Annotated in this window: 13 protein-coding genes; 6 read left to right on the top strand and 7 right to left on the bottom strand. The window is 72.6% G+C overall.

Annotation, left to right across the window (positions count from 1 at the left end; translation table 11 throughout):
- Positions 1–53: 53 nt before the first annotated feature.
- Together AB0J58_RS14350 and pcaF are read left to right on the top strand one after the other, a co-directional pair.
- Complete coding sequence (locus AB0J58_RS14350) at positions 54–1307, top strand: PHB depolymerase family esterase (protein ID WP_364214940.1); 1254 nt, start codon at positions 54–56, stop codon at positions 1305–1307.
- 496 nt (positions 1308–1803) lie between these two features.
- Positions 1804–3012 (top strand): 3-oxoadipyl-CoA thiolase, encoded by a 1209-nt coding sequence (pcaF, locus tag AB0J58_RS14345; RefSeq protein ID WP_364214937.1) that lies wholly within the window; start codon positions 1804–1806, stop codon positions 3010–3012.
- Between the two features lie 119 nt (positions 3013–3131).
- Here pcaF and AB0J58_RS14340 read toward each other — a convergent pair whose 3' ends face one another.
- The gene (locus AB0J58_RS14340) at positions 3132–3344 is read right to left on the bottom strand and encodes a hypothetical protein (RefSeq protein WP_343982663.1); all 213 of its coding nucleotides are present in this window, start codon (positions 3342–3344) and stop codon (positions 3132–3134) included.
- A 293-nt stretch (positions 3345–3637) separates the two neighbouring features.
- Between AB0J58_RS14340 and AB0J58_RS14335 the strand changes: the two genes are divergently transcribed.
- Genes AB0J58_RS14335 through AB0J58_RS14325 form a run of 3 tightly spaced genes read left to right on the top strand, consistent with a single transcriptional unit; the run spans position 3638 to position 5533 of the window.
- On the top strand, positions 3638–4213 hold the full coding sequence (locus tag AB0J58_RS14335; protein WP_364214934.1) for a biotin transporter BioY: 576 nt from the start codon (positions 3638–3640) through the stop codon (positions 4211–4213).
- A 43-nt stretch (positions 4214–4256) separates the two neighbouring features.
- Positions 4257–4931, top strand: coding sequence for an ABC transporter ATP-binding protein (locus tag AB0J58_RS14330; RefSeq protein ID WP_364214931.1), 675 nt, complete (start codon positions 4257–4259; stop codon positions 4929–4931).
- Positions 4931–5533, top strand: a complete 603-nt coding sequence (locus AB0J58_RS14325; RefSeq protein ID WP_364214928.1) for an energy-coupling factor transporter transmembrane component T — start codon at positions 4931–4933, stop codon at positions 5531–5533. Before AB0J58_RS14330 ends, AB0J58_RS14325 begins: the two co-directional genes overlap by 1 nt.
- 7 nt (positions 5534–5540) lie before the next feature.
- Here the strand turns inward: AB0J58_RS14325 and AB0J58_RS14320 are convergent, their stop codons facing one another.
- The 6 genes from AB0J58_RS14320 to AB0J58_RS14295 form a co-directional block, all read right to left on the bottom strand.
- A complete protein-coding gene (locus tag AB0J58_RS14320) occupies positions 5541–5738 on the bottom strand; it encodes a helix-turn-helix domain-containing protein (protein WP_364214966.1) in 198 nt (65 codons plus the stop codon).
- A gap of 346 nt (positions 5739–6084) precedes the next feature.
- Entirely contained in the window at positions 6085–7038 is a 954-nt protein-coding gene (locus AB0J58_RS14315) for an LLM class flavin-dependent oxidoreductase (protein ID WP_364158658.1), read from the bottom strand.
- Positions 7035–8333 (bottom strand): pyridoxal-phosphate dependent enzyme, encoded by a 1299-nt coding sequence (locus tag AB0J58_RS14310; RefSeq protein WP_364214925.1) that lies wholly within the window; start codon positions 8331–8333, stop codon positions 7035–7037. The genes AB0J58_RS14315 and AB0J58_RS14310 overlap by 4 nt, the downstream gene beginning before the upstream one ends.
- Positions 8330–9529 carry a Xaa-Pro peptidase family protein gene (locus AB0J58_RS14305; protein ID WP_364214922.1) on the bottom strand — a complete coding sequence of 400 codons (1200 nt, stop codon included), beginning with the start codon at positions 9527–9529 and terminating at the stop codon, positions 8330–8332. Before AB0J58_RS14305 ends, AB0J58_RS14310 begins: the two co-directional genes overlap by 4 nt.
- Positions 9526–10545 carry an LLM class flavin-dependent oxidoreductase gene (locus AB0J58_RS14300; protein ID WP_364158667.1) on the bottom strand — a complete coding sequence of 340 codons (1020 nt, stop codon included), beginning with the start codon at positions 10543–10545 and terminating at the stop codon, positions 9526–9528. Before AB0J58_RS14300 ends, AB0J58_RS14305 begins: the two co-directional genes overlap by 4 nt.
- Positions 10542–11873: a cytosine permease gene (locus tag AB0J58_RS14295; protein ID WP_364214919.1), complete on the bottom strand. Its 1332-nt coding sequence runs from the start codon at positions 11871–11873 to the stop codon at positions 10542–10544. Before AB0J58_RS14295 ends, AB0J58_RS14300 begins: the two co-directional genes overlap by 4 nt.
- A gap of 109 nt (positions 11874–11982) precedes the next feature.
- On the opposite strand from AB0J58_RS14295, the gene AB0J58_RS14290 reads away from it, so the two are divergent.
- The gene (locus AB0J58_RS14290; protein ID WP_364214963.1) at positions 11983–13197 is read left to right on the top strand and encodes a helix-turn-helix domain-containing protein; all 1215 of its coding nucleotides are present in this window, start codon (positions 11983–11985) and stop codon (positions 13195–13197) included.
- Positions 13198–13323: the final 126 nt, after the last annotated feature.

Genomic DNA, 13323 nt, shown 5'->3' with positions numbered 1-13323 from the left:
GATGGTTGAAATATTTCTGTGATGCTCAGAAGGTTTCAAGAAGAGGAGAGCAGATGAAACGACTCCTGGGCATCGTGGCGGCGTTGCTCGTCGCCGTCGGCCTGATGACGGCGCCGCCAGCCGGGGCCGCCTCGCTCGTCGAGGTGACAGGCTTCGGCACGAACCCGACCAACCTTCGCATGCACCTGTACGTCCCGAACAACGTCGCCGCGCGTCCCGCGATCCTGGTGGCCGTGCACTACTGCACCGGGTCGGGGCCGGCGTTCTACTCCGGCACCGAGTTCGCGTCGCTGGCCGACCGGTACGGCTTCATCGTCATCTACCCGTCGGCCACCCGCAGTGGCTCCTGCTTCGACGTCTACTCGCCCGGAGCCCTCACCCGCAACGGCAACAGCGACCCCGTCGGCATCGTGTCGATGGTCAACTACGTGACGTCCCGCTACAACGCCGACACCGGCCGGGTGTTCGTCACGGGCGCCTCCTCCGGCGGCATGATGACCAACGTCCTGCTGGGCGACTACCCCGATGTGTTCAAGGCCGGGGCGGCGTTCATGGGTGTGCCGTTCGGCTGCTTCGCCACGACCGACGGCTCGACGTGGAACAGCGCCTGCGCCAACGGGCAGGTGACGAAGACGCCGCAGCAGTGGGGAGACCTGGTCCGCGGTGCCTATCCGGGCTACACGGGGGCGCGCCCGAGGATGCAGGTCTGGCACGGCACCGAGGACACGACGCTGCGCTACCCGAACTTCACCGAGGAGATCAAGCAGTGGACCAACGTCCACGGCCTCTCCCAGACCCCCACCTCCACCGACAATCCCCAGCCGACCTGGACCCGCACCCGGTACGGGTCCGCCGTCGAGGCCATCAGCCTCCAGGGGGTGGGGCACAACCTGCCGCTGGGCGGCCAGGCCGCGATGGTCGTCTCGTTCTTCGGCCTGGACGGCACGCCCTCGCCGAACCCGACCCCCACCCCGACCCCCACCCCGGGAACCGCGCCCTGCCGGGTCGCCTACACCACCAACGCGTGGAACACCGGCCTCACCGCCTCGGTGATCGTCACCAACACCGGCAGCTCCGCGATCAACGGCTGGACCCTGGGCTTCACGCTTCCTTCGGGCCAGACCGTCACCTCGGCGTGGAACGCCACGATCACGCCCGGGAGCGGCGCCGTGACCGCGAGGAACATGAGCTACAACGCGGCCATCCCGGCGGGCGGTTCGACCTCGTTCGGCTTCCAGGCCGGCCACACCGGCAACACCGGTGTACCGGCATCGTTCACCCTCAACGGCACGAACTGCACCACCTGATATCCGGCGGGCCGCCGACGCCGGGCACCGCCGTCGGCGAATGCCCGGTGGACCAGTCGTCGCGGCCCCCGCGGGGTTCCACGGCCCGACGCGACATCCGCCCGGTCGATGTCCCGCTCCTGCCGCGTCGGCTGAGGCCGGCCCGCCCCGGTGCCGTGAACGGTCCACGGCACCGGGGCGCCCCCCTCAGGCGAGAGCGCACCCCGCCACCGGCGCTGGCTCCGTAGAACGGTTGGGACCCGGTGTCATCGCCGTGCTCGGTGTGACCGCTCGGCCGAGGCCGATGAGCGGCTAGGTACAGGCCGAGTGAATCGATCACGGAGTGCCTGAGTATCTTGGCAAGGCCAGGCGCTACCGGCACGGGTCGCGCGGAATCGATCCGGAAGGAACAGCCGATGGCCGAGCTCCACGGGACCGGCGTACCGCCGCTCATCACCAAGGGGGAGGACCGGGCGCTCACCGGTGCGGGCCGCGCGCGCTCTTTCGGAGGCCGCGGATGAGCGCCACCCGCGCCGCCTACCTCGTCTCCGGGGTCCGCACCCCTGTCGGCAGGTACGCCGGCGCCCTCGCCGAGGTACGCCCCGACGACCTCGCGGCCCACGTCGTCCGCGAGCTGACCACCCGGTACGGCGGTATCGACTGGGAGGCGACCGACGAGGTCGTCTTCGGCTGCGCCAACCAGGCGGGGGAGGACAACCGCAACGTCGCCCGGATGGCCGCCCTGCTGGCCGGCCTGCCGGTGGCCGTGCCGGGGGTGACGGTGAACCGGCTCTGCGGGTCCGGCCTCGACGCCGTGGCATATGGAGCCCGCGCCATCGTCGCGGGCGACGCCGACCTCGTCATCGCGGGCGGCACGGAGAGCATGAGCCGGGCGCCGTTCGTGCAGCCGAAGGCGGCCACCGCCTTCGGCCGTACCGCGGAGATCCACGACACGACGATCGGCTGGCGCTTCGTCAACCCCGAGATGCAGCGGACGTACGGCACGGACGCCATGCCGCGCACCGCGCAGAACGTCGCAGACGACCACGGCATCAGCCGCGAGGACCAGGACGCCTTCGCGCTGCGCTCCCAGGAACGGGCGGCGAAGGCACAGGCGAGCGGACGTCTGGGGCGCGAGATCGTCCCCGTGCCGGTGCCCCGGCGCAAGGGCGACCCCGTGATCGTCGCCGACGACGAGCATCCCCGCGAGACCTCGCTGGAGCGGCTCGCCGCGCTGCGGCCCCTCTTCGAGGGGGGCTCCGTCACCGCGGGCAACTCCTCAGGGGTCAACGACGGCGCCGCCGCCCTGCTCCTGGCCTCGGAGCGGGCGGTGTCACGCCACGGCCTGGAACCTCTGGCGCGGATCGTCGCGACGACGAGCGTGGGCGTGGCGCCGCGGGTCATGGGCATCGGCCCGGTACCCGCGGTGCGGCGGCTCACCGAGCGGACCGGTGTCGGCCTGGACCGGGTCGGGACCATCGAGCTCAACGAGGCCTTCGCCGCCCAGTCCCTGGCGGTGCTGCGCGGGCTCGGGCTGCCCGATGACGCCGAACACGTCAACCCGCACGGTGGCGCGATCGCGCTCGGCCACCCGCTCGGCATGAGCGGCGCCCGCCTGGCGCTGAGCGCCGCGATGACCATGGCCGACGAGGGACACGAGCACGCCATCGCCACGATGTGCGTCGGCGTGGGGCAGGGGATCGCGACCCTTCTCGCACGCCCGTGACGCGCGGTGGCCGCCGGATCGGACGTCGCGTCCTGGTCCGGCGGCCACCGGAGCGACCGCCGGGTCCTGGATCCTCCGCTCCCGGCAGCCGGCCGGCAGGCGGGCGTGCCGGGGAGGCGTCACGCGTAGAGGAACCAGAGGCCGTTCTGAGGGGTGCAGGTGTAGGAGGTCCACCAGCCCTCCTGGATGCCGAGGTTCCCGACCCGGTGGCAGTCCCAGTCGTAGTAGTAGACGTTCCTGAGTGTGGCGGCCTGCGCGGGCAGCACGCCAACGGACAATGCCAGGCCGGTGGCCAGGAAGACCGAAACGAGTAAAGCTCGCACTCTGCGCATCAATTCTCCTGCGGCATCAACGAAGTGTGTTTCCCGGCACCGGAAGTATCACATCGGCGGCCGCTCGAAGGTAGGCGGCCACCAGCGCCGACTTCCGGTACGGGGATGACCTGCCAAAGCTTCGAAAAGGCGTGCGACGAGCATGAAACATTCATCTTGCAAGCGTTTCGCAATGGACCGCCCGTCACGGCGGACGGCCGAAGGGACGTGCCCTCCCGCTGGGAGGAGGCGCCGCGACCGGCCGGGGAAGGACCGCTGTATCTGTTGGATGACCAGCGGATATCGTGTCCTCTGTGTCAGAGTCCCACTCCCCCCTGCCCGCCGTCGATCTTGCCCGTACGGTCGTCTTCGCCGCCTTCATCGCAGTGCTCGGGATCTTTCCCGGAATCTACGTCGGCGGTTCGAGCGTCCCCATCGTGATCCAGAACGCCGGACCGTTGCTGGCCGGCAGCATCCTGGGCGCACGCCGTGGCGCCGCGTCCGTCGTGCTGTTCCTCGGGCTGGTCGCGATCGGCCTGCCGCTGCTCTCCGGCGGGCGGGGTGGTATCGCCTCGTTCTCCGTGCCGAGCAGTGGATTCCTGATCGGCTGGGTCCTGTCGGCGCTGGTCGCAGGTCTGATCGTGTCGCGCGCCAGGCGCGTCGGGCTGCCGGTGCTGCTGCTGGCCAACGTGGCAGGGCTGGCCGCCGACTACCTGATCGGCATCCCCTTCCTCGGCGTGTACATCGGGGACCTGCCGGCGGCCGCGCTGCAGTCGCTGATCTTCGTGCCGGGTGATCTGGTCAAGGTGGTGGCCGCCGCGCTGATCGCCGGCGTGGTGCATCGCGCCCTGCCGGGCCTGTCGGCGAGACCGGTGACGCGGACCGGATGACGCTCGTGATCCCCCGCTCCCGGACGAGGTGGAAGACGGCTCCGTGATCGAGTTCGAGAATGTCGGGCACAGCTACGGCGAGCGGGTCGTGCTGTCCGAGGTGAACCTCCGCCTGTCCGAGCGGCGGGTGGCCTTCGTCGGCGCGAACGGTTCCGGCAAGTCCACCCTGGCCCGCATGATCAACGGCCTGGTGCTGCCGAGCGCGGGCCGGGTGCTGGTCGACGGGCTCGACCCGAGCCGCAAGGGCCGTGAGGTACGGCGGCGCGTCGGGTTCGTCTTCACCAATCCGGACAGCCAGATCGTGATGCCGACCGCGGGGGAGGACGTCGCCTTCTCCCTGCGGCGCAGCGGGCTTTCCGCCGGGGAGCGGGCCGCGCGGGCGGCCGAGATCCTGGCCGAACACGGGCTCGGCGGCTACGCGGACCACCCCGCGCACCAGCTCTCCGGCGGGCAGAAGCAGTTGCTCGCGCTGTGCGGGATGCTCGTGCTCGACCCCGACGTGCTCGTCTGTGACGAGCCGACGACGCTGCTCGACCTGCGGAACAAGAGGCGGTTCTGCGCCCTGCTCGCGGGGCTGAGGCAGCGGGTGGTGCTGGTTACCCATGATCTCGACCTGCTCGGCGACTTCGACCGGGTGATCGTGCTCGACGGGGGCCGGGTGGTGGCCGACGACGAGCCGGAACCCGCGCTGCGCCACTACCGGAAGCTCGTCGGCTGATGGTGGGCGGATGGTACGAGCCGGGATCGAGCCCGCTGCACCGGACACCGGCCGGCTGGAAGCTCCTCGCCCTGCTCGGGCTCGCGGCGGTGGTGTTCGTCCTGCGCTCTCCCGCCTGGCTCGGCGGGATCTGCGCCGTCGTGGTCCTGGGATACGCGCTGGCACGGGTCTCGCCCGGGCGCTGCCTGCGCCTCGCCCGCACGCTCGGGACGCTGGTGGCGTTCATGTTCGCGCTGCAGTGGTGGCTGCTCGGCCTGGACGCGGCCGTGCTGGTATGCCTGCGGATCGTGGCCGCGCTGACCGCGGCGAACCTGTTCACGATCACCACCAGGGTCGACGACGTGGTGTCCGCCGTCGGGCGCGGGCTGCGGTCGCTGCGGCGGTTCGGGGTGCGTCCGGACCGGGTCGGCCTGCTCGTCGGGCTCACCCTGCAGTCGGTGGCCGTGCTGTCCAAGATCGCCGCTGAGGTGGGCGAGGCGGCGAGGGCCCGTGGGGCGCAGCGCTCGGTCATCGCGTTCGCGGTGCCGTTCCTGATCCGTACCCTGCGGCACGCCGACGAGCTGGGCGAGGCCCTCGCCGCACGCGGCGAGGGCGACCGCTGAGCCGGCGTCACCCGCCCACCGGGTCGTACGCCCGGTACGCCAGGTCGCGGATCAGCGAGGTGTCAAGGTGGTCCAGGCCGGCTTGGAGCAGCTTGCCGATCTGGGCGAGCCGGTATCGCGGGCTGTCGCGGTGCGTGTGCAGAGCCTGGGACGTCGTGTGCTGTCCGGAATCCAGCCGCAGACAGGTCCGCGGGGTGTGGAGCAGCTCGCCGCCGGCCTCGGCGTCGTGATCGATCGGCTGTGTCCCGGCGTGGAACGCCCCGGTCGTCCGTCCGGACGACTCCGGTCCGGGCTCCCCCCGTTGGAGCCGGGACCGGGGCGCTCAGCCGGTCACCAGGTGCTCGGCCTCGTGGTGCAGTACCTCGACCAGGATCAGCTCCAGACGGAGGTCCTGGTCCGCGACCATCTCGGATGATGCCATCGAATAACCTCCAGCCTCGCTGGTGGGGACGCTTCGCGCGCCGTGCGGGTTATCCGTCATAGCGGGCCGGTATGGACGGTGAGCGCCCGCCGGGAGCGGTAGGTCCCGGCGGGCCGGCCGAGAAGGCGGGTCAGCGGCCGGTGGCGAGGACGGCCGCGTGCATGAGCCGTCCCGGATCGGTGTCGGGGTCGTCGCGGACGACCGCCACGTCCAGGCCGGCGGCGGCCAGGCGGCCGAGTGACGCGGCGGCGTCGGCGGCCGTCCCGGCGGCGGCGAACAGGTCGAGCAGCGCGTCGTCGACGAGGTCGGTGCGCGGAGCGTCGGAAAGCCACCCCTCGCGGAACGCGGCGCACAACCCCGCGTCGAGTCCCGCGGTTCTGGTGATCTCGTGGTCGCCGTGCACGCCGAGGTAGGTCGCCACCATGGGGCGCAGCCGGTCGCGGGCCGCGCGCGCGTCCTCGCCCACCGACAGGCCGACGTAGGCGGCCAGTTCCACCCCGGCTCCGACGCGCTCGCGGACCGAGGAGACGTAGGGCGCGGAGGAGAGGATGGACAGCAGCAGGCCGTCCGCCCGCTCGGCGGCCAGGGCCAGCGCCCGCGGACCCTTGACCCCCAGCACGATCGGCGGGGTGCGGCGTGGCGGGGTGAAGGACAGCCCGGCCGACACGCGGAAGTGCTCGCCCCGGTGGTCGACGCGCTCGCCGGTCATCATCGCCCTGACGACGTCGACCGCCTCGGCCAGGCGGCCGATCGGCCGGTCGAAGGGGATGCCGAGCTGGTCGGTCATCCAGCGGGAGTTGCTCGCGCCGAGGCCGAGGATCGCGCGCCCGCCGCTGATCTCCTCCAGGGCGGCGAGCTCCATGGCGATCAGCGCCGGGTGGCGGGTCCAGGGATTGACCACCCCGATGCCCACCCGGATCCGCCCGGTGACCGCGGCGATCGCGCCGGCCAGCGCGAAGGCGCCGCGCTCGCAGTAGTCCTCGGTGATCCACACGGTGTCGAACCCGGCGTCCTCGGCGAGTCTGGCGACCGCGACGGCGGAGGCGGCGTCGCGGTGCCCGGAGATGGAGAACGCGAGTCTCATCGGTCGCCCTCCGCGCCGAGGCCGCCGCCCCGCCGGTCGAGTGCGGCGAGCCCCCGGTCGAGCGCGGCGGGCGTGGGTTCCACGACGGGCACCGGCGGCAGGGTGGCGGCGGTGGCCCCGACGTCCTTCAGGCCGGTGGAGGTGCCGACCACGACCACCGTGGCGTCGGCGGGCAGCGCGCCGGAACCGGCCAGGTCCTCCACCGCGACCAGCGCGGTGACGGACGAGGCCTCCAGGTACAGGCCGGCCTCCCGGCCGAGCCTGCCCTGCGCGCCGAGGATGCGCGCGTCGTCGGGGACGGACACCGCCCGGCCGCCGGTCGCCCGCAGCGCGGCCAGGCCCTGGAAGGTCCCGTACGGCGAGGCGATGGAGAACGCGACCGACGAGGTGATCGGCACCGGTCCCGCGGTGTCCGTGCCGGCGGCCAGAGCGGTGCCGTGCGGGCCGAACGGCTCGGCCGCGACGAGGACCGGCATCCGGTCGGCCAGCCCGGCCTCCACGAGGTCGGCGAAGCCGCGCCGGATCCCGGCCAGCCCGTCGGCGTAGGCGACGGGCACGACCACGTGGTCGGGAGTCCGGCCGAGGTCGGCGACGATCTCGTAGGCGATCGTCTTGTAGCCGTCGATGCCATAGGGGATGGACCCCACCGGCGGGTCGGCGTGCCCGGACATCGCCAGCCAGCCCCGCTCCTCGACGAGCCGCCGCATCAGACGCCACCGATCCGGGGGGTTCTCCAGGGCGACGACGCGAGCACCGTACACCTGCATGAGGGTCTTCATCGTGGCCGGTACCGCCGCCACGGTCAGCACCACGCAGGGCAGCCCCGCGCGCGCCGCGTAGGCGGCGACCGCCGCCCCGTGGTTGCCGGTGCTCGCCACGACCACCGCGGGGGCGCCCAGTTCCACGGCCTTGGTGACCGCCACGGCGGCCAGCCGGTCCTTGTAGGACCAGGTCGGGTTGCGGGTCTCGTCCTTGACGAGGACCGCGCCGAGCCCGAGGCGTTCGGCGGTGCGGGGGAGCGGCACCAGCGGCGTGCCGCCCTCGCCCAGGCTCACCGCGGGTGTGGCACCGTCCAGCGGCAGCAGCGCGCGGTGGCGGAACAGCCCCGGCTGGGCGGGGTCACAGGGCAGGCCGCGCAGGCCGCCGAGGTCGTAGACCGGGAGCACGTTGGCGGGCGCCCCCTCCTTCTCGCAGGCCGGGCAGCCGCGCCCGACGAGCTCCAGTGAGGGGTCGGGGTAGGTCGCCGAGCACCGCTGGCAGGCAAGCCGGCCGAGGTAGCGGGAGGCCGGGGTCATGCCGGCACCACCGTCAGCTCCCTCGGCGAGCGGGTGAACAGCTCCGCTCCGTCGCCGGTCACCACCAGGGTGTCCTCCACCATCATCCCGCCCCATCCGAGGTTGTAGTACGGCGTCTCGAAGCAGAATGTCATGCCCGGTTCCAGCGCCGTCTCCACGCCGGGGGAGACGATGGGCGGTTCGTAGACGGCGAGGCCGATGCCGTGCCCGCAGTGCTGGCGGCGGTAGGGCGTGACCCCCTCCTGCCGCACCGTCCGCATCGCGACGTCGAAGACCTCCGAGGCGGTCACGCCGGGGCGGGTCAGGGCGACCTGCTCGTCCAGGCCGGCGAGGATCGCCGCGTAGTGACCGGCCTGGCGCGCGTCGGGCGCGCCGAGCACCGCGGTGCGTCCGATGTCGGACCAGTAGCCGGCGTACAGGCAGCCGATGTCGAAACGGGCCAGCTCGCCGGGGCGCCAGCGCCGGTCGGTCGGGTGGGCGTCGGCCAGGGCGGAGCGCGGGCCGGTGGTCGCCACCACGAAGCGGGGCTCGGCGCCCCCGGTGACCATCGTGGCGGCCACCGCCCGGGCGAGCTCGTGCTCGGTCACTCCCGCCACGGCGATCTCCAGAGCGGCGTGGACTCCGGCCTCGGCGAGCCGGGCGGCGTGGCGCAGCAGCGCCACCTCGCCGGGGAGCTTCACTCCGCGGACCAGGCTCGCCCAGCCGGTGGCGTCGGCAGCGGCGGGGTCGCCCGCGGCCTCGCGCAGGGCCGGGTCGCCGTCGAGCCCCTCGACGCCGTAACGGAGCCCCGCCCCGGCGGCGCGGGTCGCGGTGGCGAGCGCCGCGTACAGGTCGGGGTGCCGGTCGGCGGCACCGGTGAGGGGCGTGGGACCGGACGACTCGAAGTAGAACCGGCCGAACGGCACCACCCGGTCCTCCGGCACGCCGCCGTCCACCGCGGGGGCGGTGTCGGCGGCCGGGCATACCAGCCAGCAGTCGTCGCCGGTCACCACGGCCGCCATCCGGTGGGCGCGGAACAGCGCCCCGGCCACGCTGCGGTAGCCGGTGGCGTACAGGACGCTCTCCGGAGTGGTGAGGACGACGGCGTCGAACGGAGCCTCGGCCAGGGCACCACGCAGCCGGGCGACCCGCTCCGACGCCAGCCGGCGCAGGTCGACGTCCGGGGCGGGGGGAACGGTGCTCATGACGGTGCTCATGGCTGCCCTCCCGCCTGCTTGGCGATGACGGTCTCGCTGAACTCGTGCATGGCGTCGAGCGTCTCCGGTACGGTGTCGGCCGCGAACAGCAGCCCGGCGAGGGTGTCGACGCCGGCCTGCCGGTAGGCGGCGATCTGCTCGGCCACGCTGTCCGGAGTGCCGATGAGGTTGCGGCTCGCCAGGTCGGAGACGCCCTGGTCCTTCAGCGTCGTGCCGGACAGCGAGACCATGTGGTTGTGGAGCTGGGAGGCGCGGAATCTGCGCCAGGCCTCCTCATGGGTGGGCGCCACGCAGACCGCCACCTGCAGCGCGACCTCGAACCCGCCGGGCAGCTCGCGGCCCGCGGCCGCCGCCTGCGCCCTGATGTCGGCGATGCCCGCGGCCACCTCGCCGGGGGTGAGGCAGGCGGGCAGCCACCCGCCGGCGTGCAGCGCCGCGCGGGTGCGGGAGCCCGGCGCGTTGCCGCCGGACAGGATCGGCAGCGCGGGCTGTGCCGGCTTGGGGTAGGACTCCACGTCCTCGAACTCGACCCAGCGCCCCTTGAAGGAGGCCCGCCGCTCGGTGAACAGCGCGTTGAGCGCCTGGATGGCCTCGGCCGCGTGCTCGCCCCTGTTGATGCGCCGCCCGGGGTTCATCGCCTCGAACTCCTCGCGGTAGGCGCCGATGCCCACGCCCAGCACGGCCCTGCCTCCGGACAGCCGGTCGAGGGTGGCGACCTGCTTGGCGGCCACCACCGGGTTGCGGAACGGCAGCACCATGATCGCCGTGGCCAGCCGGATCCGGCTGGTGAGCGCCGCGACGTAGCTCAGATAGGCGAACGGGTCGTAGTAGCGGGGCGGAGTGTCGAACTCCTCGCGCACGTAGCCCTGCGTGGTCACGTGGTCGTTGCCCCAGACCGAGTCGAATCCCAGCCGCTCGGCCTGGACTGCCAGCTCGACCGCCTCGGCGGCGTCGGCGTAGGGGACGGGATACATCAGTCCCTCCGTGCCCGTGGGCACCCCCAGACCGAATCTCATCGAACATCTCCTTCCCGTGCGTCGGCCGTGACCGGGACCGGGGCGTTCCGCCTGAGAGCGGTCACCGCCCAGCCCAGTACGGCATAGCAGACGAACCCGTAGACCAACCCCTCGATCGCGTCGGTCAGCAGGACGTCGGTGTACTTCGCCAGCAGCGCCGCCACGACCCAGGCCACGAGGGCCTCGGCCCGCACGGCCGGTGCCGACTCCAGCAGCTGGTCGCCCGTGCGGTGGCGGGCCAGGATCCAGAAGTGCGCGATGAGCACGCCGGCGAACGGCGGTGCGATGATCGCGATGACGTTCAGGAAGACAAGGAACTGGGCGGCCAGGCCGGCGAAGGCGACCAGGACCGCGATGACGATCGAGATGATCGTCCAGGTGGGTTTGCCGACCCGCAGCCCCAGGGTGTTGGAGGCGTTGGTGAAGGCGAGCGAGGCCGAGTAGAGGTTGTTGTCGGCGGTGTTCCACAGGGCCAGCACCAGCATCACCGCGGCCGGGGCCAGCAGGCCCAGTCCCTGCATGACCAGCACGAAGTTGCTGTTGCCCACGGACATGGCCGAGACGGTGGCGATGATCTCGAAGACGCCCGCGCCCACGACGAATCCGGCGAAGCAGGAGATGATCACGTCGCGGCCGCGGGAGGCGAAACGCGTCACGTCCCCGACGAGCGCGGCGCCGGTGACCCACGTCGAGATGACGGCGCCGACCGCGACGGCGAAACCGATGGGCACCGCGGGCTGCTGGGCGGCCACCTCGGCGAATCCGCCGTCCCCGCCGCCGATCTTGAAGAGCGCCAGCAGCGCGATCGCGACCTCGATGGGCACCGCGATCGCGGAGAACTTCGCCAGCCCCTTGAACCCGAAGATCGCCGTCGTGGTGATGGCGGCACCGAACGCCAGAATGAAGGCCCACGGCGGGATCGCCGGAATCAGCTTGTGCACCGCCCCGCTCCAGGTGTCCATCAGCACCCCGATGAACCCCATGGCGATCACACCGAGCAGCAACGAGACCACGACGGCGCCCTGGCGGCCGAAGACGACCCTGGCGGCGAGGTAGCTGGACAGACCGGTCCGGTAGCCGACCAGTCCGATCAGCGCGGACACGGCCACCAGGACCAGGTTGCCGACGAGGATCGCTGCCATTCCCTCGCCGAAGGTGGTCCCGCCTCCCACGACACCGCCGACGAGGAAGCTGCTGACGCTGATGTTCCAGCCGATCTGGACGATGATCATCTGGATCAGGGACTTGCGCCGGTGCGCGGGCACAGGTTCCAGCGCGTGGTCGTCGAGGTCGGTGGCGATCGACTCCGACTCCACTTTTGTACTCATAGCGCCCTCCTTGACTGGGACTGTGCCCTGGGATAGTCCATAGTCCATTAAGGGGCGTATGCCCAACTACGTGGCTCTGCCGGAAGATGGAGAGATCGCTTTTGTGGACATGACACAAAAGGCCCGCGGCCTCCTCGCGCAGGTTGAGGAGATCGCGGCCACCCTGGTCGGCACCGTCTGGGAGCGCCTGCCCGGATATGACCAGGCGCGGATGGAGGTCGAGGACCTCACCGGGGTGGTCGCGCCCAACCTCACCGCCGTGCTCTCGGCGGTGGCCGAGCGGCGGGCCCTCAGCGAGGCCGAACTGCTGTCCGCGGCGGCGCTCGGCCAGCGGCGGGCCATCCAGGGCGTGCCGATCGAGAGCCTGGTGGCCTCCTGGCACACCGCCGAGCGGGCGTTGCTGGAGCGGCTTGCCGCCGCGGCCGGGCCGTCGGCCCAGGGCCACGACCTCGCCGGACTCGTGCAGCGGCTGGCCGCGCTGACCGATTCCATGATCGACGCCTCGACCGACGCCTACCGTCAGACCCGCAGCGAGGCCGCCGCCCATCTCGACCAGATCGCCACCGACCTGGTGTCCCGGCTCGCCGGCGGGGAGCCGCTGGATCCCGCCGACGTCGAGGAACGCGCCCGGCTCGTCGGAGTGCCCGCCCAGGTGCCGCACCGCGCGGCCGCGATCGGCATGGCCGAGGTGACCAGCCCGCTCGCGCTCGCCAGGGCGCAGAAGGCGGTGCTCGACTCGCTGCGCCCCCGGCTGCGCAGCCGGATCCTCGCCGGGAGCAAGGGGGCCACCACGCTGCTTCTGCTCGCCGACGCGCCCGGCCTCGACGAGGCGCTGACCCGCGCCGCCCGCCGGCCGGGCATCCCGCCGGGCCTCGTCCTGGGCCTCGGCGAGCCGCGGCCCAGGCTCGGGGAGGCGGGCGGGTCGTGCCGGGAGGCGCTGGCCGCCCTGGAGGCCGGGCTGCGAATGGGGGCCGATCGCGTGGTCGTCCACTTCGAGCGCGTCATTCCCGAGGTGCTTCTCATCGGCAACCCCCTCGACGCCGGCCGCCTGGTGGACACGGTGCTGACCCCGTTGAGACCCAGCCCGGTGCTCATCGAGACCCTGCGGACCTACCTCGCCTGCGGCCTGTCGGTACGGCTGACCGCGCAGCATCTGTCGATCCACGAGAACACCGTCAGCTACCGGCTGCGCCGCATCCTCCGGCTACTGGACCTGGACGCCCCCTCCCGGCTGCTGCGCCCCGACGTCCTCCTCGCACTGCGGGCCGACGAACTCGGCCAGGGCAGGCAGGACGCGCGCCTCGACGACCGCGGTCCGGAGTGACCGGCCCCGGCCTGCCCGGGGCGCCGGGCAGGGAGACGGCGGCGTGCGCCGTGCTCCCCGGCCCCGGCCCACGGCGGCCGAGGCCGGCGGATCCCGTTGAGGACACCGCGGCCGGTCGGACGGTGA

Origin of the sequence: Streptosporangium sp. NPDC049644, from assembly GCF_040675205.1 — a bacterium.
Taxonomy (GTDB): Bacteria; Actinomycetota; Actinomycetes; order Streptosporangiales; family Streptosporangiaceae; genus Streptosporangium; species Streptosporangium fukuiense.
Note: the sequence above shows the minus strand (reverse complement) of the source record. Positions and strands in the feature narration are given on the sequence as shown.